Origin of the sequence: Allobosea sp. FBZP-16, assembly GCF_002831785.1 — a bacterium.
In the GTDB taxonomy this organism is placed as follows: Bacteria; Pseudomonadota; Alphaproteobacteria; order Rhizobiales; family Beijerinckiaceae; genus Allobosea; species Allobosea lupini.
Window position 1 is genome coordinate 683492 of record NZ_LNCQ01000022.1, and the last position, 23164, is coordinate 706655.

General features: G+C 67.0%; 23 protein-coding genes. 12 read left to right on the plus strand and 11 right to left on the minus strand.

Annotated elements, in window-relative coordinates; translation table 11 throughout:
• Position 1 precedes the first annotated feature (1 nt).
• On the minus strand, positions 2 to 1348 hold the full coding sequence (locus tag CXY91_RS09460; RefSeq protein ID WP_100960674.1) for an Nramp family divalent metal transporter: 1347 nt from the start codon (positions 1346 to 1348) through the stop codon (positions 2 to 4).
• 257 nt (positions 1349 to 1605) lie between these two features.
• Between CXY91_RS09460 and CXY91_RS09465 the strand changes: the two genes are divergently transcribed.
• Positions 1606 to 2214, plus strand: coding sequence for a DUF2155 domain-containing protein (locus CXY91_RS09465; RefSeq protein WP_100960676.1), 609 nt, complete (start codon positions 1606 to 1608; stop codon positions 2212 to 2214).
• Between the two features lie 2 nt (positions 2215 to 2216).
• Entirely contained in the window at positions 2217 to 2597 is a 381-nt protein-coding gene (locus CXY91_RS09470) for a VOC family protein (RefSeq protein ID WP_100960679.1), read from the plus strand.
• A 7-nt stretch (positions 2598 to 2604) separates the two neighbouring features.
• Here CXY91_RS09470 and aat read toward each other — a convergent pair whose 3' ends face one another.
• From aat to CXY91_RS09490, 4 genes are all read right to left on the minus strand, one after another.
• A complete protein-coding gene (gene aat, locus CXY91_RS09475) occupies positions 2605 to 3282 on the minus strand; it encodes a leucyl/phenylalanyl-tRNA--protein transferase (RefSeq protein WP_100960681.1) in 678 nt (225 codons plus the stop codon).
• Between the two features lie 162 nt (positions 3283 to 3444).
• Positions 3445 to 4809 (minus strand): acetyl-CoA carboxylase biotin carboxylase subunit, encoded by a 1365-nt coding sequence (accC, locus tag CXY91_RS09480; protein ID WP_091828600.1) that lies wholly within the window; start codon positions 4807 to 4809, stop codon positions 3445 to 3447.
• A 29-nt stretch (positions 4810 to 4838) separates the two neighbouring features.
• Positions 4839 to 5303 carry an acetyl-CoA carboxylase biotin carboxyl carrier protein gene (accB, locus tag CXY91_RS09485; RefSeq protein ID WP_091828598.1) on the minus strand — a complete coding sequence of 155 codons (465 nt, stop codon included), beginning with the start codon at positions 5301 to 5303 and terminating at the stop codon, positions 4839 to 4841.
• A 248-nt stretch (positions 5304 to 5551) separates the two neighbouring features.
• Positions 5552 to 6334, minus strand: coding sequence for a DsbA family protein (locus CXY91_RS09490; RefSeq protein ID WP_091828596.1), 783 nt, complete (start codon positions 6332 to 6334; stop codon positions 5552 to 5554).
• Between the two features lie 330 nt (positions 6335 to 6664).
• Between CXY91_RS09490 and CXY91_RS09495 the strand changes: the two genes are divergently transcribed.
• The gene (locus CXY91_RS09495) at positions 6665 to 6946 is read left to right on the plus strand and encodes a YARHG domain-containing protein (RefSeq protein ID WP_100960683.1); all 282 of its coding nucleotides are present in this window, start codon (positions 6665 to 6667) and stop codon (positions 6944 to 6946) included.
• A 142-nt stretch (positions 6947 to 7088) separates the two neighbouring features.
• On the opposite strand, the gene CXY91_RS09500 is transcribed toward CXY91_RS09495, so the two are convergent.
• Both CXY91_RS09500 and CXY91_RS09505 read right to left on the minus strand, forming a co-directional pair.
• On the minus strand, positions 7089 to 7802 hold the full coding sequence (locus CXY91_RS09500) for a DNA helicase (protein WP_100960685.1): 714 nt from the start codon (positions 7800 to 7802) through the stop codon (positions 7089 to 7091).
• A gap of 159 nt (positions 7803 to 7961) precedes the next feature.
• Complete coding sequence (locus CXY91_RS09505; RefSeq protein ID WP_100960687.1) at positions 7962 to 8876, minus strand: LysR substrate-binding domain-containing protein; 915 nt, start codon at positions 8874 to 8876, stop codon at positions 7962 to 7964.
• A gap of 119 nt (positions 8877 to 8995) precedes the next feature.
• Here CXY91_RS09505 and CXY91_RS09510 point away from each other — a divergent pair, with 119 nt between their 5' ends.
• From CXY91_RS09510 to CXY91_RS09525, 4 genes are all read left to right on the plus strand, one after another.
• The gene (locus tag CXY91_RS09510) at positions 8996 to 9721 is read left to right on the plus strand and encodes an SDR family oxidoreductase (RefSeq protein ID WP_100960688.1); all 726 of its coding nucleotides are present in this window, start codon (positions 8996 to 8998) and stop codon (positions 9719 to 9721) included.
• A 10-nt stretch (positions 9722 to 9731) separates the two neighbouring features.
• Positions 9732 to 10193, plus strand: coding sequence for a carboxymuconolactone decarboxylase family protein (locus tag CXY91_RS09515; RefSeq protein WP_199777387.1), 462 nt, complete (start codon positions 9732 to 9734; stop codon positions 10191 to 10193).
• Between the two features lie 11 nt (positions 10194 to 10204).
• On the plus strand, positions 10205 to 10567 hold the full coding sequence (locus CXY91_RS09520) for an Atu4866 domain-containing protein (protein ID WP_100960692.1): 363 nt from the start codon (positions 10205 to 10207) through the stop codon (positions 10565 to 10567).
• Positions 10568 to 10695: 128 nt separating this feature from the next.
• Positions 10696 to 12201, plus strand: a complete 1506-nt coding sequence (locus tag CXY91_RS09525) for a helicase HerA domain-containing protein (RefSeq protein ID WP_091828583.1) — start codon at positions 10696 to 10698, stop codon at positions 12199 to 12201.
• A 207-nt stretch (positions 12202 to 12408) separates the two neighbouring features.
• Here CXY91_RS09525 and CXY91_RS09530 read toward each other — a convergent pair whose 3' ends face one another.
• A complete protein-coding gene (locus CXY91_RS09530) occupies positions 12409 to 12978 on the minus strand; it encodes a TIGR00645 family protein (RefSeq protein ID WP_100960694.1) in 570 nt (189 codons plus the stop codon).
• A 211-nt stretch (positions 12979 to 13189) separates the two neighbouring features.
• Between CXY91_RS09530 and CXY91_RS09535 the strand changes: the two genes are divergently transcribed.
• Together CXY91_RS09535 and xth are read left to right on the plus strand one after the other, a co-directional pair.
• Positions 13190 to 13630: a BA14K family protein gene (locus CXY91_RS09535; protein ID WP_100960696.1), complete on the plus strand. Its 441-nt coding sequence runs from the start codon at positions 13190 to 13192 to the stop codon at positions 13628 to 13630.
• Positions 13631 to 13759: 129 nt separating this feature from the next.
• Positions 13760 to 14539, plus strand: coding sequence for an exodeoxyribonuclease III (gene xth / locus CXY91_RS09540; RefSeq protein WP_100960698.1), 780 nt, complete (start codon positions 13760 to 13762; stop codon positions 14537 to 14539).
• An 85-nt stretch (positions 14540 to 14624) separates the two neighbouring features.
• Here the strand turns inward: xth and CXY91_RS09545 are convergent, their stop codons facing one another.
• The 3 genes from CXY91_RS09545 to ilvD form a co-directional block, all read right to left on the minus strand.
• Positions 14625 to 14993 carry a hypothetical protein gene (locus CXY91_RS09545; RefSeq protein WP_143079619.1) on the minus strand — a complete coding sequence of 123 codons (369 nt, stop codon included), beginning with the start codon at positions 14991 to 14993 and terminating at the stop codon, positions 14625 to 14627.
• Positions 14994 to 15057: 64 nt separating this feature from the next.
• The gene (locus tag CXY91_RS09550; RefSeq protein ID WP_425285405.1) at positions 15058 to 15843 is read right to left on the minus strand and encodes a tetratricopeptide repeat protein; all 786 of its coding nucleotides are present in this window, start codon (positions 15841 to 15843) and stop codon (positions 15058 to 15060) included.
• Positions 15844 to 15991: 148 nt separating this feature from the next.
• Entirely contained in the window at positions 15992 to 17722 is a 1731-nt protein-coding gene (gene ilvD / locus CXY91_RS09555) for a dihydroxy-acid dehydratase (RefSeq protein ID WP_100960704.1), read from the minus strand.
• Between the two features lie 658 nt (positions 17723 to 18380).
• Here ilvD and CXY91_RS09560 point away from each other — a divergent pair.
• From CXY91_RS09560 to CXY91_RS09570, 3 genes are all read left to right on the plus strand, one after another.
• On the plus strand, positions 18381 to 19394 hold the full coding sequence (locus CXY91_RS09560; RefSeq protein ID WP_091828571.1) for an extracellular solute-binding protein: 1014 nt from the start codon (positions 18381 to 18383) through the stop codon (positions 19392 to 19394).
• Positions 19391 to 21085: an ABC transporter permease gene (locus CXY91_RS09565; RefSeq protein WP_248307412.1), complete on the plus strand. Its 1695-nt coding sequence runs from the start codon at positions 19391 to 19393 to the stop codon at positions 21083 to 21085. Before CXY91_RS09560 ends, CXY91_RS09565 begins: the two co-directional genes overlap by 4 nt.
• Before the next feature lie 173 nt (positions 21086 to 21258).
• A complete protein-coding gene (locus tag CXY91_RS09570) occupies positions 21259 to 23010 on the plus strand; it encodes an AsmA family protein (protein WP_158673337.1) in 1752 nt (583 codons plus the stop codon).
• Positions 23011 to 23164: the final 154 nt, after the last annotated feature.

Sequence of the window (23164 nt, forward strand, 5' to 3'; positions counted from 1 at the left end):
CTCAACCTGCCACGCCGATAAAGTCGACCAGCAGCTTGACGTTGAGCGCCGCGATCACCACCGCGATCAGATAGGCGAAGGCGATGAGCCAGCGCGGCGCGACCAGCTCGCCCATCTTGGCTTTGTCGGCAGTGAACATCACCAGAGGGAAGACCGCAAAGGAGAGCTGCAGCGAGAGGACGACCTGGGTCAGGATCAGGAGGCGCGCCGTGCCGGAATCGCCGTACCAGATCGTTACCGCTGCCGCCGGTATGATGGCGATGCCTCGGGTGATCAGCCGGCGCAGCCAGGGCGCCAGCCTGATCTTGAGAAACCCCTCCATCACGATCTGGCCGGCGAGCGTCGCCGTCACCGTCGAGTTGATGCCGCAGCAGAGCAGCGCGATGCCGAACAGGGTCGGCGCGATCGCCACGCCCAGCAGCGGGCCAAGCAGCTTGTGCGCGTCGCCGAGCTCGGCGACCTCGGTCTGGCCGGTCTTGTAGAAGGTCGCCGCCGCCAGGATCAGGATCGAGGCGTTGATCAGCAGCGCGAACATCAGCGCGACCGTCGAATCGATCGTGGCGAATTTCAGCGCCTGACGCTTCTCCGGCAGGGTTTCGCCATAGGCGCGCGTCTGCACGATGCCCGAATGCAGATAGAGGTTGTGCGGCATCACCGTCGCACCGAGGATGCCGAGCGCGAGGTACAGCATCTCCGGATTGGTGACGATCTCGGTGGTCGGCGCAAAGCCGCGGATCACCTGCCCCCAGTTCGGATCGGCGAGCGCGATCTGGATGGCGAAGCAGACCGCGATCACGCCGAGCAGCGTGATGATCAGCGCCTCGACCCAGCGGAACCCGAGCCGCTGCAGATAGAGGATCAGGAAGACGTCGAGCGCGGTGATGATGACGCCGAGCTCTAGCGGAATGCCGAAGATCAGGTTGAGGCCGATCGCGGTGCCGATCACTTCCGCGATGTCGGTGGCGATGATCGCGGTTTCGGCGAGGAACCACAGCACATAGGCGACGGGCCTGGGGAAGGCGTCGCGGCAGGCCTGGGCGAGGTCGCGCCCCGACGCGATGGCGAGCCGCGCGCAGAGCGACTGCAGCACGATCGCCATGATGTTGGAGACCAGTGCGACGACGAGCAGCGTGTAGCCGAACTTGGAGCCACCTGCGATCGAGGTCGCCCAGTTGCCGGGATCCATATAGCCGACGGCGACGAGATAGCCCGGCCCGGCGAAGGCCACGGCACGGCGCCAGCCCGGTCCGGAGTTGCGCACCGCGATCGAGCGATGGACATCGGCCAGCGAAGCCTCGCCCCGCTCGCTGCGCCAGCCTGCGGGCACCTTCTCGACCCGAGCGTCCATGCCTGATCCCAATTCTGCTCTTGCAGTGCATTCGCAAGATAGAGACATGCAAACGGTTCGCAAGAGCGAAAGCGCTGTTCGGCATGCGTCTCGATGCCGGCTCTATCCGAGGAAACGCATGAACCGGCGACGGGCGTCGTCGCGCTTTCGGTGCGAGCCCGGGCATTCACCGGCCTCTCGCCCTTTTTCCGCTGCGATTGCCGTGCTACTGCGCCCCATCGCGGCTCGGGCCCGCTTGAAGAGAATCGCATACCGGCATGCCTTCGCTCCGCAGGATCCTCGCCCTCGCCGCCGTCTCCGGCGCAGCGCTCGCACTGGCCGTCCCCGCCAAGGCCGACCGTATCCGCAATCCGACGGCGGTCTTCGCCGGGCTCGACAAGATCACCGGCCGGATCATCTCCTTCGAGGTGGCGATCGACGAGACCGTGCAGTTCGGCGCGCTGCAGATCACGCCGCGCATCTGCTGGACCCGTCCACCGACCGAGGCGCCGCAGACGACCTCCTTCACCGAGGTCGACGAGGTCACCTTCAACAACGAGTACCGGCGCATCTTCACCGGCTGGATGTATGCGTCCAGCCCGGGCCTGCATGGCGTCGAGCACGCGATCTATGATGTCTGGCTGACCGACTGCAAAGGCGGCACCGAACTCGTGGTCGATCCGAAGGAGCCGGAGACCGCGCCTCCGCCTCTCCCCCCGGACCAACGTCGCCCGGCCCGTCCGGCCCAGCAGACACCGCCACCGGGCAATCAGCGCATCGACGTCGCCCCGCCGCAGGGCATACCGGTGCAGCCGCGCCAGACGCCCTCGCAGCGCTTCTTCCCGACCAATCCGGTGCAGGGCCGCGACCCGGCCGGCAACAACTGACCATGGCGCGGGTCACCGGCATTGGTGGCCTGTTCTTCCGCGGCAGCGATCCACAGGCTCTATCGGCCTGGTACGAGCTTCACCTCGGCATCGCCGACATGAACAAGGTGGTCTGGAGCCAGGAGGCCGGGCCGACCATTTTCGGCCCCTTCGCTGCAACGACGGACTATTTCGGCAGGCCGGACCAGCAATGGATGGTCAATTTCCGCGTCGACGATCTCGATGTGATGATGGCTTCGCTCCGTGCCGCGGGCATCGCGGTCGAGACGCGACCGGAATGGGATTCGGAAGTCGGCCGCTTCTGCCGCATCCACGATCCCGAGGGCAATCCGATCGAGCTCTGGGAGCCCTCGCCGATGGCAAGCGGCGGACAGGCGACCTGACCGGCTCTCAGCCGGACAGCTCGCCAAGCGCCTCGCCCCCGGTGACCGCCTGCCCGGCAGGCCAGGCCCACCAGTCGCCATCGGCCGCGACCGCCGCGTCGAGCAGTTCGCGATAGGCCTCGCGCGGGACCTCGCGCGTGCCGAACTGTGAGAGATGCGCAGTCTGGAACTGGGTATCGAGCAAGCGGTAGCCGCCGCGCCGGAGCCGGGCGATGAGATGGACAAGCGCCACCTTCGAGGCGTCGGTCTCACGGTGGAACATGCTCTCGCCGAAGAAGGCGCCGCCCAGCGACAGGCCATAGAGCCCGCCGACCAGCCTGTCCTCGCGCCAGCATTCGACGGTGTGAACATAGCCGAGATGGAAGAGCTCGCCATAGAGCGCCCGGATGCGGCCGTTGATCCAGGTCTCGGTCCGGTCAGGCCGGCTTTCGGCGCAGGCCGCGATCACGCGGGCGAAATCGTGATCGATCCGGATCTCGAAACGATCGGACCGGACAGTGCGCGCCAACCGGCCCGGCAGATGGAAGGCGTCGAGCGGGATGATGCCGCGAATTTCCGGCTCGACCCAGAACAGGCCGGGATCGTCGGCGCTCTCCGCCATCGGGAAGACACCGGCCGCATAGGCGCGCAGCAGGATCTCCGGCGTGATGGCCGGCGTGCGCGCGGGTGTGGAACGGGCCTTCATGCGGCGATGGGAGCGCGGGTCGGCGGTTGAGTCAAACCCGAAGCGTCGTTCTCGGGTGGAGCGAAGCGCAGACCCGGGAATCTCGTGACGAGAAGGCGTTACCGAGCCCTTCCCGCCTGAGAGGCTCGGGTCAGGCCCGAGCTTGACGGCATGTGCCGGACCTCACACCTCGCCCGGCTGGTCCATGCCGCCATTGGCGAGGAATTTCTCCAGCCAGTGGATGTTGTAGTCGCCGTTCAGGATGTCGGGATTGCGCACCAGCGTGCGGAACAGCGGCAGCGTGGTATCGACGCCGTCGACGACGAACTCGTCGAGCGAACGGCGCAGGCGCATCAGGCATTCGGCCCGGTTGCGGCCGTGCACGATCAGCTTGCCGACCAGCGAGTCGTAATGCGGCGGGATGACATAGCCCTGATAGGCCGCCGAATCGACGCGCACGCCGAGCCCGCCAGGCGTATGGAACGAGGCGATCTTGCCTGGCGAGGGCCGGAAGGTCGCGGGGTGCTCGGCATTGACGCGGCATTCGATGGCATGGCCCTCGATGACGACGTCCTTCTGGCTGATCGAGAGCGGCGCCCCGGCAGCGATCCGGATCTGCTCGTTGACGAGGTCGATCCCGGTGATCATCTCGGTGACCGGATGCTCGACCTGGATGCGGGTGTTCATCTCGATGAAGTAGAACTCGCCGTCCTCGTAGAGGAACTCGATCGTGCCGGCGCCGAGATAGCCCATATCGGCCATCGCCTTGGCGCAGATGTTGCCGATCCGGTCGCGTTCGCCGGCATTGAGGGCCGGCGACGGCCCCTCCTCCCAGACCTTCTGGTGGCGGCGCTGCAGCGAGCAGTCGCGCTCGCCGAGATGGATCGCCCGGCCCTTGCCGTCGCCGAGCACCTGGATCTCGATATGGCGCGGCTTCTCTAGGTATTTCTCGATATAGACGGCGTCGTCGCCGAAATTGGCCTTGGCCTCGCTGCGGGCCGTGGCAAGCGCGACGGACACCTCGTCCTCGCTGCGCACGACTTTCATGCCCTTGCCGCCGCCGCCGGATGCCGCCTTGATGATGACGGGCAGCCCGATCTCTCTGATGATGCGCAGCGCCTCATCGTCATCGGCGACCCCGCCCTCGGAGCCCGGCACGCAGGGGATGCCGAGACGCTTGGCCGTGCGCTTGGCCTCGATCTTGTCGCCCATGCTGCGGATATGCTCGGCCTTGGGGCCGATGAAGGCGATGTTGTGCCGTTCGAGGATCTCGGCGAAGCGGGCGTTCTCCGAGAGGAAGCCGTAGCCGGGGTGGACCGCGTCGGCACCGGTGATCTCGCAGGCGGCGATCAAGGCCGGGATGTTGAGATAGCTCTCGCGCGCCGGCGGCGGGCCGATGCAGACGCTCTCGTCGGCGAGGCGCACATGCATGGCGTTGGCGTCTGCGGTCGAATGCACCGCAACCGTCGCGATGCCGAGTTCCTTGGCAGCTCGCAGCACCCGCAGCGCGATCTCGCCGCGATTGGCGATCAGGATCTTGTCGAACATCTTGAGCCCGCTCCCGCCCGGATGAATCCTCACTCGATCACCAGCAGGGGCTCGCCGTATTCGACCGGCTGGCCGTCCTCGACGAGAATCGCGACGACCTTGCCGGCACGCGGGGCGACGATGTCGTTGAAGGTCTTCATGGCTTCGACGAGCAGCACGCGCTCGCCGGCCTTCACCTCCTGGCCGATCTCGATGAACGGCTTGGCATCCGGCGAGGGCCGGCGATAGGCGGTGCCGACCATCGGCGAGTTGACCGTGCCGGGATGGGCAGCGGCGGCCTTGGCTTCGGCCGGAGCGGCAGCGGCGGCCGCCACAGGTGCAGGCGCGAAGGCCGGCGCAGGCGCAACCGGAGCCATCACCGTCGCGGTGATGGTACGGGCGACGCGGATGCGCAGGTCGCCCTTCTGCACCTCGATCTCGGTCAGATCGGTCTCGTTGATCAGTTGCGCCATCTCGCGCACGAGTTCGGGATCGATAGGGCTCTTGGTCGCCATGGCGGATTTCACCGTCTTCGTGAGCTCGGTTGGGCGGGACGGCAGGTCCCGAAGAGGATGCGCATATGCGAATGAATGGCGCCGGATCAAGCCGGCAGCCTCGCGATGTCGCGCGTCTTTACCCGGAACGGCGGGTCAGGAAAAGGGCGAAGGCGCCCTGTGGGCACCTTGCCTATGCAAATCGCCGCCATCCCGCGCGTTGGTCCACAGCAAACGACGCCGCGAGCCAGCTTGAAGGTCGTATCGGTTCAGCCGCTGCAGGTCGCCTTGCCGCATTTGCGGACGGCTTCGATCTTCTGCTTCAGCGCCGCCTGGCCGACCGCGCCGAACACCACCTCGTCGCCGATGATGAAGGCCGGCGTGCCGGTGAGGCCGAGCCGGTCGCCGAGCGCGACCGTCTGCTCGATCACGGCGCGCGTCGCCGGAGCATCGATCTCCTTCTTGACGCGTTCGATGTCGGCGCCGGCTTCCTTGGCGATCTCCAGCGCCTTGGCGCCATTGATCCGGCCCTTGGTCGCCATCAGCTTGAGATGGAAATCCCAGTATTTCTGGCCCTGGAGCTGGTTCTTCACGGCGATGGCGACGCGGCTGGCCTCGACCGAGTCGGGGCCGAGGATCGGGAAGTCCTTGATCACGACCTTGAGCTTGGCATCGTCCTTGGCGAGGGCGCGAACGTCTTCCATCGCCCTTTTGCAGAAGCCGCAATTGTAATCCATGAACTCGACGAGGGTGACGTCACCCTGCGGGTTGCCGGCGATCACCGAGGTCGCGGGGTCGGTCAGGCTCGCCTTCTCGGCCGAGAGCGCATTGCGCTGCGCCTCGACCTGCGCGACCTGGTTGCGCTTCTCGAGCTCGACCAGCGCCTCCTGGATCAGCTCCGGATTCTTCAGCAGCGTCTCCTTGATCAGCTCGACCACGGCGCTGCGTTGCTCGGCCGAGAGCGACTGGGCCTGGGCCGGCGCGACGGCGACGCCAAGCGCACAGGCGGCGAAGCCGGCGAGCGCCAGACGGCGCAGCGAAGAGAAGATCATGACGACGGTCCTTTCCAGGGCGCGATTCGCGCGCACTATCATTGTTTGTCGGGAGTAACATACCTGATGACGGCACCTGCGCGCAGTGCCGCCGGCGATCCCTGCGGCAATTTGGCCGGAACCCGGCTCGCCTCGATCTGGGAGGCGAAAGGCTGAAAAATCCCTCAATTCTTGTCCTCCGCAGGCAAGGCTGCGTCAATTCACAGCTTTGCCAGCGGGGCGATCGCGCCCTCGTGCAACAAGATCGTGATCGTGCCATGGCAGCGAGCGAAAAGACTTGTCGCGTCCGCAAAGGGCGACAACATAACGTTCGCACCGCAAGAGGTCGTCATGTCGAAGCTGCTCACCCCCGTCCTCGCTCTCGGCGTCGCCCTGCCGCTCTTCGGGACTGTGACGCCCGCGGCCGCCCAGAGCTGCGAGGACCTGTGGTACCAGCGCAACGAGATCTACAAGGCGCAGGGCTATTGCTTCCGCACCCAGCGCGGCATCAGCGCCTTCGGCAATGCCGGCTGCCAGTACGACAATGTCGAGGACGTGCCGCTCTCGCCGACGCAGCGCCGCATCATCGCCGACATCCAGCGCGCCGAACGCACGAGCCGCTGCCCTCGCTGAGCATTATCCTTCATCTACCCGTCATTCCGGCCGCAGCGAAGCGGAGCGCCGGAAACCTTCGTAGAGCACAGCACACTACGACGAATTCCGGATCTGCGCGGCTAAGACCGCTTGTCCAGAATGACGGAATGCGGCGAAGCCGCTACCCCGCCGCCTGAAACCGGACTTCGCCCTCGTTCAGGAAGCAGGTCTTGCTGAACAGCGAGAGGTCGAGCGGGTTCGGCAGGCGAACATCCCCAAGATCGGGACAGGGTTTCGCCGCCGGATCATAGGACCGGTCGATCTGCGAGATGAAGGCGAGGATTACGCCCCTCGCCAGCGCGAACGCCTTGAGATCGCGGATCTGGTCCGCCAGCTCCGCATTGCCGCGCTTCTGGTCGAGCAGTTGCAGATAGTCGACGATCGCCAGCGTGCCGCGCGGCGCCTCCGCCAGCGCCCGCATGATGTGATCGGCACTGATCGCCTCCGAATCGTCGAAGGAAAACAGCGCCTCGAATTGGGCGGGATCGACACCGAGTGCGCGAAAGCGGCCAACCACATCCCGGGCCGTGTATTCCAGCGTGAAGAACACCGCGCGGCGGCCGGCCTTCATCGCCTCGACCGCGAGCTGGAGGCTGAGCAGCGTCTTGCCATGCCCGGGCCGCGCGCCGATCAGCAGCAGGTCGCCTGGCTCCAGCCAGGCCAGCGGCCCCTCGGCAGACAGGCTCTCGGCGGATCTGGCCGCGAGCAGGCTCCAGGCGCCGAAGCCTTCGCCAATGGCGACGCGGTCTAGCGCGAGATGGAGCGGGATGTCGTCCTTGCGCGCCAGCTCCTTGGCCTTGCGCTTCAGGCGATAGATGGGGGCGGAAAGCTTCATCGATGGACCTCCTGATCCGAGCCAGATCCGCAACCCCTCCTTATGCGCAGCGCTCGAACAGTCGATTCGATGACGGAAATACCCTGCACGGCAGCGTGCTTCCCTGATGGAGGGCGGAGGCGCGGGCCGCGCCTGGAATCAAATCATAGCCGATCCCGTTCAGGCCGTCGCCCTGTGCCTGTCCCAATCGAAGCCGCGCAGATGGTCGACCAGGGCACGCAGCTTCGGCGCCAGGGCGCGGCGGCTGGGATAATAGAGATAGAAGCCCGCGAAATACGGGCTGTATTCCTCCAGCAACGGCACCAGCTCGCCACGCGCGATCGCCGGGCGGAAGCTCTCTTCCATGCCGAAGGTGATGCCGGCCCCCGCTACCGCGAGCTTGATCATGAGCGCCATGTCGCTGGTCGTGATCTCCGGCGCGACGGCGACGCTGAATTCCCTGCCGTCCTCGGCGAACTCCCAGCGATAAGGCGGCAGCTTCGGGCCCGGCCGCCAGCCGATGCAGCGATGCGTCGCCAACTCGCGCGGATGTGAAGGGATGCCGAAGCGCTGGCGATAGGCCGGCGCACAGACGGCGAGCTGGCGCTCCTCGCCGCCGATCGGGACCGCGATCATGTCCTGCTCGATGACCTCGCCGAGCCTGACGCCGGCATCGTAACCGGCGGCGACGATGTCGAACTCCTCGTCTGTCACGGTGATGTCGAGCTCGACCTCGGGATGGCCCGCGACGAAGCCCGCCAGGAACGGCCCCGACAGGAAGCGCTCGGCGATCGACGACACGGCGAGGCGCAGGCGCCCGCGCGCTCCGGCGCGCAGATCCCGCGTCGCCTCGACGGCGGCCCGCAGATCAGCCAGGGCTGGATCGAGATCGGCGAGGAGGCGCTCACCCGCCTCGGTCAAGCTGACGCTGCGCGTAGTCCGCTGCACCAGCGCAATGCCGAGCCGCTCCTCCAGCTTCCGGATCGATTGACTCACCGCCGAACGCGTCACGCCGATGCGGTCGGCTGCGCCGCGAAAGCTCCTTTCCTCGGCGACGAGCGCGAACACGGCGAGCGCATTGAGGTCCATCTCCATTGGTTAGACTAGCTCTCCAGTCTGGGAAGGAATGAACGACTTATCGCGACAATGACCTGCTCCTAGCTTTCGGGCAACCGCAGCAGCGCGGTGCCCCGAAACAACCAGACGGAGCAGACATGGCCATGGACAAGGTCGTCCTCATCACCGGCGCCTCCAGCGGGATCGGCGTCGGCATCGCCCGCGAACTCTCGGCCGCCGGAGCAAAGCTCATGCTCGGCGCGCGTCGCACCGACCGCCTCGATGCACTCGCCGACGAGCTCAACGCGAAAGGTGGCGATGTCCGCACCCGCCGGCTCGACGTCACCGATCGCGCCGACGTCGCCGCCTGTGCCGAAGCGGCGTGCGAGGCCTTCGGCCGCGTCGACGTCATCGTCAACAATGCCGGTGTCATGCCCCTCTCGCTGCTGGCCTCGCTCAAGGTCGATGAGTGGGACCGGATGGTCGACGTCAACATCAAGGGCGTGCTCTACGGCATCGCCGCTGTTTTGCCGCAGATGCTGGCCCGCGGCTCCGGCCAGATCGTCAACATCGCCTCGATCGGCGCGCTCGCGGTCTCGCCGACGGCGGCCGTCTACTGCGCGACGAAATACGCCGTGCGCGCCATCTCCGACGGCTTGCGCCAGGAGCACGCCGATCTGCGCGTCACCTGCATCCACCCCGGCGTGGTCGAGAGCGAGCTCGCCAGCACGATCACCGATCCGGCCGCAGCCGAGCTGATGCGGAGCTACCGCGCCATCGCGCTCCAGCCCGATGCGATCGGCCGCGCCGTGCGCTTCGCGATCGAGCAGCCTGACGATGTCGACGTCAACGAGATCGTCGTCCGCCCCACCGCAACCCGCTGAGGATGAAGCCATGAGCAAATCAATCCCATCTCCCCTGCGCGCCGCCGCAGCCGCCTTCGCCATCGTGGCGATGCCCGCACCCGTCATCGCCGAGTCGAGCGACGAACGGCGCAAGCGCGGTGAAGCTGTCATCCGCAGCCTGAACAAGGGCGAAGCCCAGCCGGCGCTGGAGCGCATGCGGCAGGAGTTTCCCTTCCTCGCCGAGGCGACCGAGGCCTATGCGCTCGGCGATGTCTGGTCGCGCACCGGCCTCGACAATCGGACGCGCCAGCTCGCAGCGGTGGCGGCCTTCGCCGCGACCGGCCAGACCGCCTTCATGAAGGTTCATGCCGGCTACGCGCTGAACATCGGCGTGCCCGAGGAAGAGCTGAAGGAGATCGTCTACCTGATCACCGTCCCTGCCGGGATCTCGCGGGCGATCGCGGCGTCGCAGGCATTGTCGGAGGTCTTCGCCGAACGCCGCAGGCAGTGAAGGGAACCGCGATGAACAGCTTGCTCGTAAACACCTCGCTTTTGCTGGCCGCCGGCATCGGCCTCGCCACCACGACCATTGAAAAGGGACCGGAAGGATCCTCCCGCATGACCATCACTAAGGCAGCCGCTGCCGAGAGCCACCCCTATGTCGGCATGTGGGTCACCGCCGACAACCTTGTCCGTCACGAGCTGCTGCCGAATGGCCGCTATGATGAGGCGCGCGGCAGTCGCGAGAGCGCCTATCGCGGCCGCTACAAGGTCACCGGCAGCTATATCGAGTACTGGGACGATACCGGCTTCACCGCCGACGGCACCTTCGTCGACGCGGACACACTCCACCATGGCGGCATGATCCTGCGCCGCCGCCCCTGACAGGGGCCGTCACCTCCATTGCGCAAAGCTGTGGAATGCGGGCCGGGCCTTGCCTCACTTGCCGGCGGGCGTGCTAGAAGCGCCGCCTTGCGTTTCCCGCCATGGCAAGGAGCGGCCTGGATTCCGGCATGAAGACTGGCATCGACATGGGGTCGACGCGCGGCGGCGAGCCCGCCGAGCTCGACCTTGCCGAATTGCTGGCAACGCGCCTGCTGGTCCAGGGCAATTCCGGCTCGGGCAAGTCGCATCTGCTGCGCCGCCTGCTCGAACAGAGCGCGCCCCTCGTGCAGCAGGCCATCGTCGACCCCGAGGGCGACTTCGTCTCGCTGGCCGACCAGTTCGGCCATGTCGTGGTCGACGGCACGGCGAGCCCGGTCGAATTGCAGAAGATCGCGCTGCGCGTGCGCCAGCACCGGGTCTCGGTGGTGCTCAACCTCGAGGAACTCGACGCCGACGAGCAATTGCGCGCCACCGCCGCCTTCCTCGGCGGGCTCTTCGACATCGACCGCGCTCATTGGTACCCAATGCTTGTCGTGGTCGACGAGGCCCAGCTTTTCGCCCCAGTGATGGCGGGCGAGGCCTCCGACGAGGCGCGACGCCTGTCCCTCGGCGCAATGACCAACCTGATGTGCCGCGGCCGCAAGCGTGGCCTTGCCGGCGTGATCGCGACGCAGCGCCTCGCCAAGCTCGCCAAGAACGTCGCGGCCGAGGCCTCCAACTTCCTGATGGGCCGCACCTTTCTCGACATCGACATGCAGCGCGCCGCCGACCTGCTCGGCATGGACCGGCGCCAGGCCGAGATGTTCCGCGATCTCGAACGCGGCCAGTTCGTCGCGCTCGGGCCGGCCCTCTCGAAGAAGCCGCTGCCGGTGCGGATCGGTCCGGTCGCTTCGATCGATCGCGGCGGCGCGCCTGGCCTGCTGCCTTTGCCCGACCAGGCGCCGGAAGACGCCAGCAAGCTGATCTTCACCGCGGGAGAGGACGAGGTCGCCCCCGCGCCCTGGCCGAAGCAGCCGCGCCCGCGGCCGATGGTGGCGCCCGAGATCATCCGCCGGATCGAGACGCACCAGCCGGTGCCGCCGCCTGAGCCCGAGATCGAGATGGATCCGGCCGAGCGCGCCGCGGCGCTGGTCGAGATCCTCAACGAATTGCTCGACGATCCCGAGGCGCGCGACCGCCCGGTCGCGGTGCTCTACCAGGATTTCACCGTGCGCTGCCGGATGCGCCGCGTCAGCGGGCCGGAGACCAGCCTGGATGCCTTCCGCAAGCGCCTCGCCGTCGCCCGTGCCGGGGCGAGCGAAGCAGTCTTGTCGTCGGAGGCCTGGGAAAAGGCGCTGACCGCCGCGGAGACCCTGCCGGAAGACCTGCACGGGCTCTTCCTGTTCATCGCCCGCAGCGCGATCGAGGGTGCGCCCTGCCCGTCCGACGCCGAGCTGGCCGAAGCCTATGGCAGCCATTCGCCGAGCCGGGCGCGCCGCCTCATCGGCTATATCGAGGAGCGCGGCCTGCTCGTCTGCCATGTCGACTTCCGCGGCCAGCGTACGCTCGCCCTGCCCGCGCTCGGCGTCGAGACCGCGCCGGGCCTGGCTTCGCCGTTGGTCAAGGGCCTGCCGCCGAGGCGGGCACGGGGGTAACCTCTCGTCGTTCAGGGACAGGCCTGAGCCCGGAATCCAGAATCGACGCCCTTCCCCGTCATGGGCGGGCTTGTCCCGACCATCCACGCCTTCGCCTTGCTGATTGAGCGCGGTGTTCAAGACGGGGATGCTCGCCACAAGGGCGAGCATGACGAACCGTCGCGACTCTAGCCAGGCTCGCCGCTTACGTGGCGCCCACGGCTACCTTCAATGCCCCTTGCTGGTGCCGCCGAGCGTCATCCGATCGACCCAGGCGATGCCGATCGCCGAGAAGATGAAGATGGTGTGGATCAGCGTCTGCAGCAGAACGCCGGTCGCGGTGTAGTTCGTTGCCGTCGGCCCGCCAATGTTGCCGGCCTCGATGAAGGTCCGCAGCAGGTGGATCGAGGAGATGCCGATGATCGCCATGGCGAGCTTGATCTTCAGGATCGAGGCGTTGACATGGCTCAGCCATTCCGGCTGGTCGGGATGCCCCTGCAGGCGCAGACGCGAGACGAAGGTCTCGTAGCCGCCGACGATCACCATGATCAGCAGGTTCGAGATCATCACCACGTCGATCAGGCCGAGCACGACCAGCATGATCTGCTGCTCGCTGAAATCGAAGGCGTGGCTGACGAGGTGCCAGAGTTCCTTGAGGAACAGGAAGACGTAGACGCACTGCGCCACGATCAGGCCGAGATAGAGCGGCACCTGCAGCCAGCGCGAGGCGAAGATCACCATCGGCAGCGGCTTCAGGCCTTGGGCAGGCTGGTCTGCGGGATCGGCTGGCTGCGACATGGGGCTCCCAGATGGATTGTGCGCTGCGGAAACGTCCGCCAGATGGGGCTTCACGCGGCCGTACGCAAGCCGAAAAATACAGATGAAAGCCGGAAGTCGTTGAAATTTGGCCGCGTTTTGCGTCTACTTCCTAAGGTAACGTGACAGAGCTCGGGCAATGCCGGTAGGTTCGCCCGTGAATCCTCCCGTTCGGAGGGACAAGGAGTTCGAGATGATCAGGACGACGATGATCGCCGCCGCCCTCGCTGGCGGTTTCGCCCTCGCGACACCGGTGACGGCCGCGCCGCTCGCGCCGGCCTCCGCCGCCATAGCGACCGCCGGCTCGACCAATCTCGTCGAGCAGGTACAGTACCGCCGCTACTATGGCCCGCGCTATGGCTATTACGGGCGCGGCTATCGCTATAACCGCGGCGCAGCCGTCGGCGCCGGCATTGCAGCGGGCGCGCTCGGCGCTCTTGCCGCAGGCGCCCTGCTCGCGCCCGGGCCGGTCTATGCCGAGCCGGTCCCGCCGCCGGTCTATGCTGCGCCCCGACCTGTCTACGTGGAACCGGATGCCGACGCGATCGCCTATTGCTCGCGCCGCTTCCGCAGCTACGACCCGCAGACCGGTACCTATATCGCCTCCGGCGGCGTGGTTCGCGCCTGCCCGTAAGGCACGGCCGATACGCCGAATGATCAGAACCTCCCGGCCCAGGTCGGGAGGTTTTTTATGACCGCTGCTGACTTGCATTGACGGCTTGGCCGGCTCTTAGTCTCCGCTCGTCTGAATCGGAGCCGGCCCGTGCGCATCGCCACCTGGAACGTCAACTCGATCCGTCAGCGGCTGACCCATGTCCTCGCTTTCCTGAAGGAGGCCGAGCCCGATGCGCTCTGCCTGCAGGAGCTGAAATGCGTCGACGCCGACTTTCCGCGCGCCGAGATCGAGGAAGCCGGCTGGCAGGTCACCACTCACGGCCAGAAAGGCTTCAACGGCGTCGCCATCATCTCGCGCCATGCGCTCGAGGATGTCAGGCGCGGTCTGCCGGGCGATGAGAGCGACGAGCAGGCGCGCTATCTCGAAGGCGTGCTGCCGCTTGGCGACGGCGTGGTGCGCCTCGCCTCGATCTACCTACCCAACGGCAATCCGCCGAACACCGAGAAGTATCCCTACAAGCTTGCCTGGATGGAGCGGCTTGCGGTGCATGCCAAGGGCTTGCTGGCCCATGAGGAGCCACTGGTGCTGGCCGGCGACTACAACGTCATCCCCGAGCCGCGCGACGCACGCGACCCCGCCGCCTGGACCGGCGACGCGCTCTTCCTGCCGCCGACCCGCACCGCCTTCCGCAAGCTGCAGAGCCTCGGCTTCACCGAGGCGCTGCGCGCCACCACCGACGCACCCGGCCTCTACACATTCTGGGATTATCAGGCCGGCGCCTGGCAGCGGAACAACGGCATCCGCATCGACCATCTCCTGCTCTCGCCGCAGGCCGCCGACAGGCTCGGCGCCGTCTCGATCGCCAAGCATGTCCGCGGCTGGGAGAAGGCCTCGGACCATGTCCCGGTGCTGATCGAGCTGAACTGAGTCGCGATCGGCAATCTCACCCATCTATCAGGCTGTCATCCAGGGTCTCCGCGGCTTCGCAGCTCGCCCGGAATGAATGCCGGCGCTATTGCGGCGAGCCGCGCTTGACACCGTCCTTGATGAACACCCGAAAAGGCGTCGTGCCGCTGGCAGTGCCGTCAGCGGAGCGCCATTGGCCGTTGCTGCAGAGCACGCCACCCTGCGTCTCGGCCGCCTCGAACTCGATCAGGTTGTGATAGGTCGTGCCGTTCGGCTCGACGGCGCGGAACTTCGTCGTGCACCGGCCGCTGGCGACGACCGGATCATAGTCATGGATCATGATGCCGCCGCCACCCGTGCTGGGGAAAGGATTCGTCAGCACCGGCCAGTCTTCGAAGCGCTCCTGCGCCCCAGCCCCGTGAAAGGCGAGTGCGGCGCAGACCCCGAGGAAGCTGAAGAATGCCGCGTCGCGCATGGCGAAGACTCCGAGATGCGATATCTCGGCTACGTCGCGCGGCACGGAATGGATGCAGAGATCGTCAGCGCCGCTCGGCGCGACCGTGCTGACGCTCGGCCAGGGCAAGCGCAGCCGTCCGGTCGCCTGCGCTCGCATTGGCGAAGGCCGCGTCATAGCGCTCGACGATCCAGCCCTCGCGGGCAGTGTCGGCGCCCTCCCGGGCCAGCGCCAGCCACATCAGGCCCATGATCGGATGGCGCGGCACGCCGTCGCCACCGCGCAGCAGCATGTCGCCGAAGACGGCGCGCGCCGGGGCATGGCCCTTCTCGGCCGCGAGCTTCATCCAGCGCGCCGCCTGGCGCGGATCGCGCGCCACGCCGGTGCCGTTGAGATAGAGCCGGGCAAGATTGTACTGGCCGTCCGGGTCGCCGAAATAGGAGGCGGCGTAGTGGAACATGTCGAAGGCGCGGTCAGGATTGGGCTTCACATAGGTGCCCTTGACCCCGTCGAGGAAATAGCCGCCGAGCGCGACGAAGGCGGCCGCGACGATGCGCCCGTCCGAGGTGCCGGGAATTTCGTCGGCGTTCTCGTCCGCGATCTTCGAGAAATACTCGAACGCCTTGAGATCATTGGTCGGAACGCCATCGCCGCTGGCATAGACACGGCCGAGCTTGAACTGCGCGGCGAGATGGCCCTGAGCAGCCGCATATTCGAGCGCCTTGACGGCACCGGCCTGATCGCCGGCGGTCGAATCGCGCATCCAGGCCTTCAGCGCGTCGCGGGCGCTGCTGAACGGGGCGATCGGCAAGGCGGTGTGGGCGGCCGGCCCGCTCGGCGCCGGCGCGATCACGCCGCGGCTGAGCGGCACGGGCGCAGCGCGGCTCTCCACCTCCGGCTCCGACAGGGCGGCGCCTGGAATCGGTAGCGGCGGCAGCGGCACGCGCTCTACGGACGCATTCTGTGCCCAGGCTGCCGACTGGCAGCCCAGAGCAAGCAATGCTCCTGCAATGATGGCCTCAGATATCCGCATAGCACTGTATCTCGGCTGCGCCTCCCGGATGGGTGACGGCGCCGCCCTTGGCGGATCCGACCGTCTGCGCGTATTTCCAAAGCGCACCCGACCGATAATCCGTCTGGCGCGGCGTCCAGTCCTTACGACGCGCTTCAAGTTCGGCATCAGAAAGGCGGACTGCGAGCTTTCCTGTGATGGCGTCGAGTTCGATGATGTCGCCGTCGCGGATCAGGCCGATCGGCCCGCCAACGGCGGCTTCCGGACCGACATGACCGACGCAGAAACCGCGGGTCGCACCCGAGAAGCGCCCGTCTGTGATCAGCGCGACCTTGTCGCCCATGCCCTGGCCGTAGAGCGCCGCGGTGGTCGACAGCATCTCGCGCATGCCCGGGCCACCCTTGGGGCCCTCATAGCGGATCACCAGCACGTCGCCGACCTGGTAGTCGCGGTTGGTGACGGCCTTGAAGGCATCTTCCTCGCAGTCGAAGCAGCGCGCCGGGCCGGCGAAGACGAGGCTCTCGGTCGGCATGCCGGCGATCTTCACGATCGCGCCCTCCGGGGCGAGATTGCCCTTGAGGCCGACGACGCCGCCAGTCTGCGTGATCGGCTTGTTCGCGGGATGGACGACGTCCTGCTTGTCGTTCCACTTCACCGAAGCGAGGTTCTCGGCGATGGTGCGGCCGGTCACGGTCATGCAGTCGCCGTGCAGATAGCCGTTGTCGAGCAGCGTCTTCATCAGGAGCGGAATGCCGCCGACCTCGAACATGTCCTTGGCGACGTATTTGCCGCCCGGCTTCAGATCGGCGACGTAGGGCGTCTTCTTGAAGATCTCGGCGACGGCGAACAGGTCGAAATCGATGCCGCATTCATGCGCGATCGCCGGCAGGTGCAGCGCCGCATTGGTCGAGCCGCCCGAGGCAGCGACGACCATCGCGGCATTCTCCAGCGCCTTGCGGGTGACGATGTCGCGCGGACGGATGTTCCGGGCGATCAGGTCCATCACCATCTCGCCGGCGGTGTAGCAGAAGGTGTCGCGGACATCGTAGGGCGCCGGCGCGCCGCAGCTATAGGGCAGCGCCAGGCCGATCGCCTCGGCCACGGTCGCCATGGTGTTGGCGGTGAACTGGGCGCCGCAGGAGCCGGAGGACGGGCAGGCGACCTCCTCGAGTTCCTTCAGGTCCTCGTCAGACATCGCACCGACCGAGTGCTTGCCGACGGCCTCGAACACGTCCTGGATGGTGACCGGCTGGCCTTTGAAATTGCCCGGTAGGATCGAGCCGCCATAGATGAAGATCGAGGGCACGTTGAGGCGCACCATCGCCATCATCATGCCGGGCAGCGACTTGTCGCAGCCGGCGAGGCCGACCAGCGCGTCGTAGCAATGGCCACGCATGGTGAGCTCGACCGAGTCGGCGATGACCTCGCGCGAGGCCAGCGACGACTTCATGCCCTGGTGGCCCATGGCGATGCCGTCGGTCACGGTGATCGTGCAGAACTCGCGCGGCGTGCCGGCGGCCGCGGCAACGCCCTTCTTCACGGCCTGGGCCTGGCGCATCAGGGCGATGTTGCAGGGAGCAGCCTCGTTCCAGCAGGAGGCGACGCCGACGAAGGGCTGCGCGATCTGCTTCGCGGTCATGCCCATCGCATAGTAATAGGAGCGATGCGGCGCACGGGCCGGCCCGACACTGACGTGCCGGCTGGGCAGCTTCGACTTATCGAATACGCGCGCGTCCATTCAAACTCTGTCCCGCCACCCCACCTGGCGGGCGCCAGATGTGCCACGCCGCCACCCGCTGGTGCAATCACCCGCCCCTGAGCCGGCCGCGAGCATTTTTCTGCTCCACATCCTGCCTGAGGGGGCTTAATTCTTCCGTATCTCAGATAGTTACTGAAGTTTGCAGCTGGGGCCGCTTTGTGGCGGCTTCGCGGCAATCGTGGCAGCCCGCCGCCGCAACGCTGCAATAGCTGCCGATGTTGTAGAAAAGTCACGTCCCCAGGGCTCGCCACGGCATCGAAAGCGCCGTCACCTGCAACCCCAGCGTGCAGCCACACATTGCTCGGTGCTCACGATCCCGCCACCACGCCGGATGTTCCAGAGATCAAGTGAATACCGCCAGTTCGGCAGGCGCCGACCCGAACTGCCTCAGGAACAGCGCCCCTTCCCGCCAAATCATTGAAGTGCTGTGACTTTTGAACCGTCGGGCCGATGCCGAGTGCAGTGCTGCCGTGCCTTTGAGGCTACATAGATTAGAATTCATCAAATAAGAAGCCAGTTTAGAACCTATATAACACATTGAAATGAAAGGGATATTCCCTTGACCGCCTGGATTTGCCGCACTACCGCTCCCTCCCGAATGGCCGATTTGCACAGCCCCCGCCCGAAGGAGCGAACCATGACCATCCGCACAGCGCTCGCCGCGACAGCCCTGGCGTCCTGCCTGCTGGCCGCCCCTGCCCTTGCGCAGAGCGTCAACCTCTACACGACGCGTGAGCCGGCTCTGCTCAACCCGGTGATCGAGGCCTTCACCAAGGACACCGGCATCAAGGTCAATGCGGTCTTTCTCAAGGACGGCCTGCAGCAGCGCATCCAGGCCGAGGGCGCCAACAGCCCGGCCGACGTGATGCTCGTCGTCGATGTCGGCGAGATCCAGGCAGCGGCCGATGCCGGCGTCACCCAGCCGGTCAAGTCGGCGCTGGTCGACAAGATCGTGCCGGCCCAGCTGCGCGGCGCCGGCGACAACTGGATCACGCTGACCAAGCGCGCCCGCATCGTCATCGTCTCCAAGGACCGGGTCAAGCAGGACGCGATCACCTATGAGGACCTCGCCGATCCCAAGTGGAAGGGCAAGTTCTGCATCCGCTCGGGCCAGCACCCCTACAACACGGCGCTGTTCTCGGCCTATCTCGGCCATCACGGCGCGGAGAAGACGGAAGCCTATCTCAAGGCGCTCAAGGCCAACACCGCCCGCAAGCCCGGCGGCGGCGACCGCGACGTCGCCCGCGACATCCTCTCGGGCCAGTGCGACATCGCCATCATCAACACCTACTATATCGGGCTGATGAGCAAGGCGACGAACGAGCAGAAGGGCTGGTACGAGGCGATCAAGCCGCTCAAGACCACCTTCGCCAATGGCGGCACCCATGTGAACGTCTCGGCCGCCGCGATCGCCAAGCACGCGCCGAACAAGGAGAACGCCGTCAAGCTGATCGAGTACATGCTCGGCGAGAAGGCGCAGCACATCTATGCCGACGGCAATTTCGAGTTCCCGGTCAATGCCGACGTCAAGGAAGCCGCGGCCGTGAAGCTGCTCGGCGCCGTCACCCCGGACAAGCTGCCGCTCGCCGACATCGCCAAGAACCGCAAGGCCGCCTCCGAGCTGGTCGACAAGGCCGGCTTCGACAATTGAGCCTGAGCGCATCCGCAGCACATCCAGAACGGCCGCCAGCTCGCTGGCGGCCGTCGACGCGTCTGGTCTATCTGACGGCCGCCGCCGCCTGCCTGGTCGCGCTGCCGGTGCTGGCGCTCGCCTTCACCGCATTGTCGCGCGAGGCGCTGACGGTCTGGCCGCACCTGGCTGCCAACGTCCTGCCCGTCGCGCTCTGGAACACTGCGCTGCTCCTCGCCGGCGTCGCACTCTTCTGCGGGGCGGTCGGCACCGGCGCGGCTTGGCTGGTGACGCAATATGAGTTTCCCGGCCGCCGCAGCCTCGAATGGCTGCTCGTGATGCCGCTGGCGCTGCCGACCTACATCACCGCTTACGTCTACGTCGAAATCCTCGGCTTCCAGGGACCGTTCCAGAGCACGCTCAGGGCGCTCACCGGCTGGCGCTCTCTGCGCGACTACTGGTTTCCCGATCCGCGCAACCTGCCGGGTGCGGTCTTCATCCTCGGGATCGTGCTCTACCCTTATGTCTATCTCAGCGTGCGCGCGCTCTTTTCTATGCAGAGCGCCGCGCTGATCGAATCCGCCCGCACGCTCGGCACAAGGCGCTGGCCGCTGTTCTGGCGCATCGGCCTGCCGATGGCTCGCCCCGCCCTTGCCGCCGGCCTGACGCTCGCTCTGCTCGAGACGCTGAACGACATCGGCGCCAGCGAATATCTCGGCGTCCGCTCGCTGACGATCTCGGTCTATACCACCTGGATCAATCGCGGCTCGCTGGCCGGCGCCACCCAGATCGCCTGTGTCATGCTGCTTGTCGTGGTCGGACTGATGGCCGCCGAGGCGCGCACGCGCGGAGCACGACGCTTCGCACTCCCCGTGAAGCGGCCGCGGCCGGTCGGCCGTATCCGGCTCTCCGGCGCTCGCGGCTGGATCGCGTCGCTCGCCTGCTTCCTGCCGGCGCTGTTCGGGGCAGTGCTGCCGCTCTATTACCTGCTCGGCGAGTTGTGGCGCCGCGACCTCGTCGCCCAGGCCGATCCGACGCTCTGGCGCGCACTCGCCAACACCGTCGCGATCTCGGCGCTCGCCGCGGCGCTGATCGTCGCGATCGGCATCGGCATCGCCGCCGCGCTGCGGCTCGGGCGCGAGCGCGCCCTGCCGCTGCTCGCCCGCATCGCCTCGCTCGGCTATGCGCTACCCGGCACGGTTCTGGCGCTCGGGCTGCTGGTGCCGCTAGCCGCCTTCGACAATGTCGTCGCCGATGCGAGCCGCGCGCTCTTCGGCGCGAGCCCTGGCCTGCTGCTGCTCGGCTCGGGCGCTGCGTTGATCATCGCCTATCTCGTGCGCTTCCTGACCATTGCCGTGAACGGGGTCGAGAGCGGCTATGCCCGCATCTCGCCGCGCATCGACGATGCCGCGCGCTCGCTCGGTGCCGACAGGCGCGAATTGCTGCGCCGGCTGCATTGGCCGCTAATGCGCCCGGCCGTCGCCGCCGCGGCCCTGCTCGTCTTCGTCGACTGCATGAAGGAACTGCCGGCGACGCTGCTGCTGCGCCCGCTCAACTTCGACACACTCGCCACGGTGGTCTACGGCCACGCCGCCCGCGGCGTCTTCGAGGACGGCGCGCTGGCGGCACTGCTGATCGTGGCGATCGGCATCTATCCGGCGCTGAGACTCGCCCGCGCAGGTGAGCAAACGTCGGTTTCACGCGAAAACTGAGATGTTTCCCCGCCTTTCCGACGTCCGGAGGGGGCGCGAACTCGACATTCCCCGGCCGGAGGACTAAACCCTTGCCGCGACGATATGCCGGCCGCCGGTCGAATCGCTCGCGTTATCGGATTGCCTGACGACGGGCCCCCGCCGTTATGCAGATGAAGGCCACACACCAGGCCATGTCACGACGCGCACTCCTGATCGGCCTCGCCGCGGCCGCTGCGCTGCTGCTCACCCTCGGGCTGCGGTCGTGGAATCTCGCGGTGTCGCAGGTCGAGCGCTCCGTCGTCGCCGGCATCGAGACCCGTACCGGCCTCAAGGTGACGGGGCTGCGCCGGGCCGAAATCGCGATCCTCCCGCTGCCTCGGATCAGCCTGTCCGACGTGACCTTCGCCGATCCGCAGGGCGTGCTCGCCGGCAAGGCGGCGCGCCTGCGCGCCCGCGCCCGCCTTCTCCCATTGCTCACAGGCCAGCTCGACTTTGACCGCATCGATCTTGTCGCCCCCGAGATCGACGTCGCATCCGACGAATCCGGCGGCGGATATGCCGGCTGGCTCGATCGCGTCCTCGGCTATCTCGCACGGCTCGATGGCCAGACCAGGCTCATCCTGACCTCCGGCAGCGTCATGATGCGCGCCGACCGTACGGTCCTGACGACGCTGCGCGACGTCAACCTGGTGATCGAGGAACGGACGGCGCAGGCTCCGGTCGCGCTCGCCGGCTCCTTCACCTGGCGCGGCGAAGCCACCAAGGTCGACATCCTCTGGCCGGTAGCCGGCGAGCGGGCCCGCACCGCCTTTTCGCTTGGCTCGCGCCTGCTGAACCTGCGTCTCAACGGCACGCGCTCGGCCGCCCAGAATGCGACCAGTGGCCAGATCGAGTTCAGCACGAAATCGCTGTCCGATGCCCTGGCCTGGATCGGCCCGCGTCCGCGCATCGCTTCGCTCGTCCGGCAGGTCGAGCTGACCGCGCAGGCCCAGATCAACCAGAGCAGCGTCGCGCTGGACTCGGTCGTCGCCATGGTCGACGGCGACCAACTCGAGGGCGCTCTCAAGCTCGACGGCGCCATGCCGAACTGGGCGCTCTCCGGCACGCTCGCCGGCGCCGAGTTCGATCTCGGGCGCCTGCTGCGCCAGGCCGAACCGCAGGCCCCGACCGGCAACGGTGACAACGCCGGCACACCGCTCGAGTTCGACGGCTGGACGACCAATGATGTCGACTTGCGCCTGTCCCTCGATTCCGCCCGGATCGGCACGGCCCGGTTCGGGGATCTCGCGGCCCAGCTCCTGATCCGCAAGGGCCGCTTCGAGGCGTCGCTCCTGCGCGCCTCGGCCTATGGCGGCTCGGCTCGCGCCCGCGTCCTCGCCACACCGGTCGCCGCCGGCGCTGACGTCAAGCTGCAGCTCGGCCTCGAGAAGGTGAATCTCGCTCTGGTCGCCGATGACCTGCCGACGCTCGCCCGCCTCAGCGGCACCGCGACCGGGCAACTCGCCTTCGATGGCGTCGGCAACAGCCTGGAACAGGTGGTGAGTTCGCTGACGGGCCGCGCCGGACTGACAATCCGGCAGGGCGAATTCCGCGGCATCGCCTTCCCAGACCTGCTGCGCAAGGCGGAAAAGCCGCCGACCTCCGCGCGCGACTGGCGCCAGGGAAAGAGCACCTTCGAGACACTGCAGCTCTCGGCGCTCGCCAATCTCGGCATGCTCTACATCACCGACACGCAGATCGCCGGCTCCGGCTACACTGTCGTCCTCAACGGCACTGCCGATCTCACCCGGCGCTGGCTCGACCTCAACGGCGCGTTGAATTCGACGACGACCTCAACGCGGGTTCCCTTCGACCTGCGCGGCCCGTTCTTCGGCGCCGCCTTCACGCCCGAGATCGATGCGGCCTTGCGGCCGATTGGCCACGCGATCCCGCTGCTGCGCTGAGCGCCTATCACTCTCCACATCCGAGTCATTCCGGACAAGCGGCAAGCCGCGCCGATCCGGGCTCCATTCCGGAGCCCGTCCGAAGAGGTTGCGGAATGGTCCCGGCTCTTCGCTCCGCTTCGCCGGGGACGACCCGCACTTTCAAGAACGGGAG

Bases quoted from the DNA above. Each gene is read 5' to 3' on its own strand.
- aat (WP_100960681.1), bottom strand. From the start codon at position 3,282: ATGAAGGCCCGTTCCACACCCGCGCGCACGCCGGCCATCACGCCGGAG.
- CXY91_RS09465 (WP_100960676.1), top strand. From the start codon at position 1,606: ATGCCTTCGCTCCGCAGGATCCTCGCCCTCGCCGCCGTCTCCGGCGCA.
- CXY91_RS09535 (WP_100960696.1), top strand. From the start codon at position 13,190: ATGATCAGGACGACGATGATCGCCGCCGCCCTCGCTGGCGGTTTCGCC.
- CXY91_RS09490 (WP_091828596.1), bottom strand. From the start codon at position 6,334: ATGATCTTCTCTTCGCTGCGCCGTCTGGCGCTCGCCGGCTTCGCCGCC.
- CXY91_RS09520 (WP_100960692.1), top strand. From the start codon at position 10,205: ATGAACAGCTTGCTCGTAAACACCTCGCTTTTGCTGGCCGCCGGCATC.
- CXY91_RS09525 (WP_091828583.1), top strand. From the start codon at position 10,696: ATGAAGACTGGCATCGACATGGGGTCGACGCGCGGCGGCGAGCCCGCC.
- CXY91_RS09470 (WP_100960679.1), top strand. From the start codon at position 2,217: ATGGCGCGGGTCACCGGCATTGGTGGCCTGTTCTTCCGCGGCAGCGAT.
- CXY91_RS09530 (WP_100960694.1), bottom strand. From the start codon at position 12,978: ATGTCGCAGCCAGCCGATCCCGCAGACCAGCCTGCCCAAGGCCTGAAG.
- CXY91_RS09460 (WP_100960674.1), bottom strand. From the start codon at position 1,348: ATGGACGCTCGGGTCGAGAAGGTGCCCGCAGGCTGGCGCAGCGAGCGG.
- CXY91_RS09495 (WP_100960683.1), top strand. From the start codon at position 6,665: ATGTCGAAGCTGCTCACCCCCGTCCTCGCTCTCGGCGTCGCCCTGCCG.
- CXY91_RS09545 (WP_143079619.1), bottom strand. From the start codon at position 14,993: ATGCGCGACGCGGCATTCTTCAGCTTCCTCGGGGTCTGCGCCGCACTC.
- CXY91_RS09500 (WP_100960685.1), bottom strand. From the start codon at position 7,802: ATGAAGCTTTCCGCCCCCATCTATCGCCTGAAGCGCAAGGCCAAGGAG.
- ilvD (WP_100960704.1), bottom strand. From the start codon at position 17,722: ATGGACGCGCGCGTATTCGATAAGTCGAAGCTGCCCAGCCGGCACGTC.
- CXY91_RS09510 (WP_100960688.1), top strand. From the start codon at position 8,996: ATGGCCATGGACAAGGTCGTCCTCATCACCGGCGCCTCCAGCGGGATC.
- CXY91_RS09515 (WP_199777387.1), top strand. From the start codon at position 9,732: ATGAGCAAATCAATCCCATCTCCCCTGCGCGCCGCCGCAGCCGCCTTC.
- CXY91_RS09560 (WP_091828571.1), top strand. From the start codon at position 18,381: ATGACCATCCGCACAGCGCTCGCCGCGACAGCCCTGGCGTCCTGCCTG.
- CXY91_RS09570 (WP_158673337.1), top strand. From the start codon at position 21,259: ATGTCACGACGCGCACTCCTGATCGGCCTCGCCGCGGCCGCTGCGCTG.
- CXY91_RS09505 (WP_100960687.1), bottom strand. From the start codon at position 8,876: ATGGAGATGGACCTCAATGCGCTCGCCGTGTTCGCGCTCGTCGCCGAG.
- accB (WP_091828598.1), bottom strand. From the start codon at position 5,303: ATGGCGACCAAGAGCCCTATCGATCCCGAACTCGTGCGCGAGATGGCG.
- accC (WP_091828600.1), bottom strand. From the start codon at position 4,809: ATGTTCGACAAGATCCTGATCGCCAATCGCGGCGAGATCGCGCTGCGG.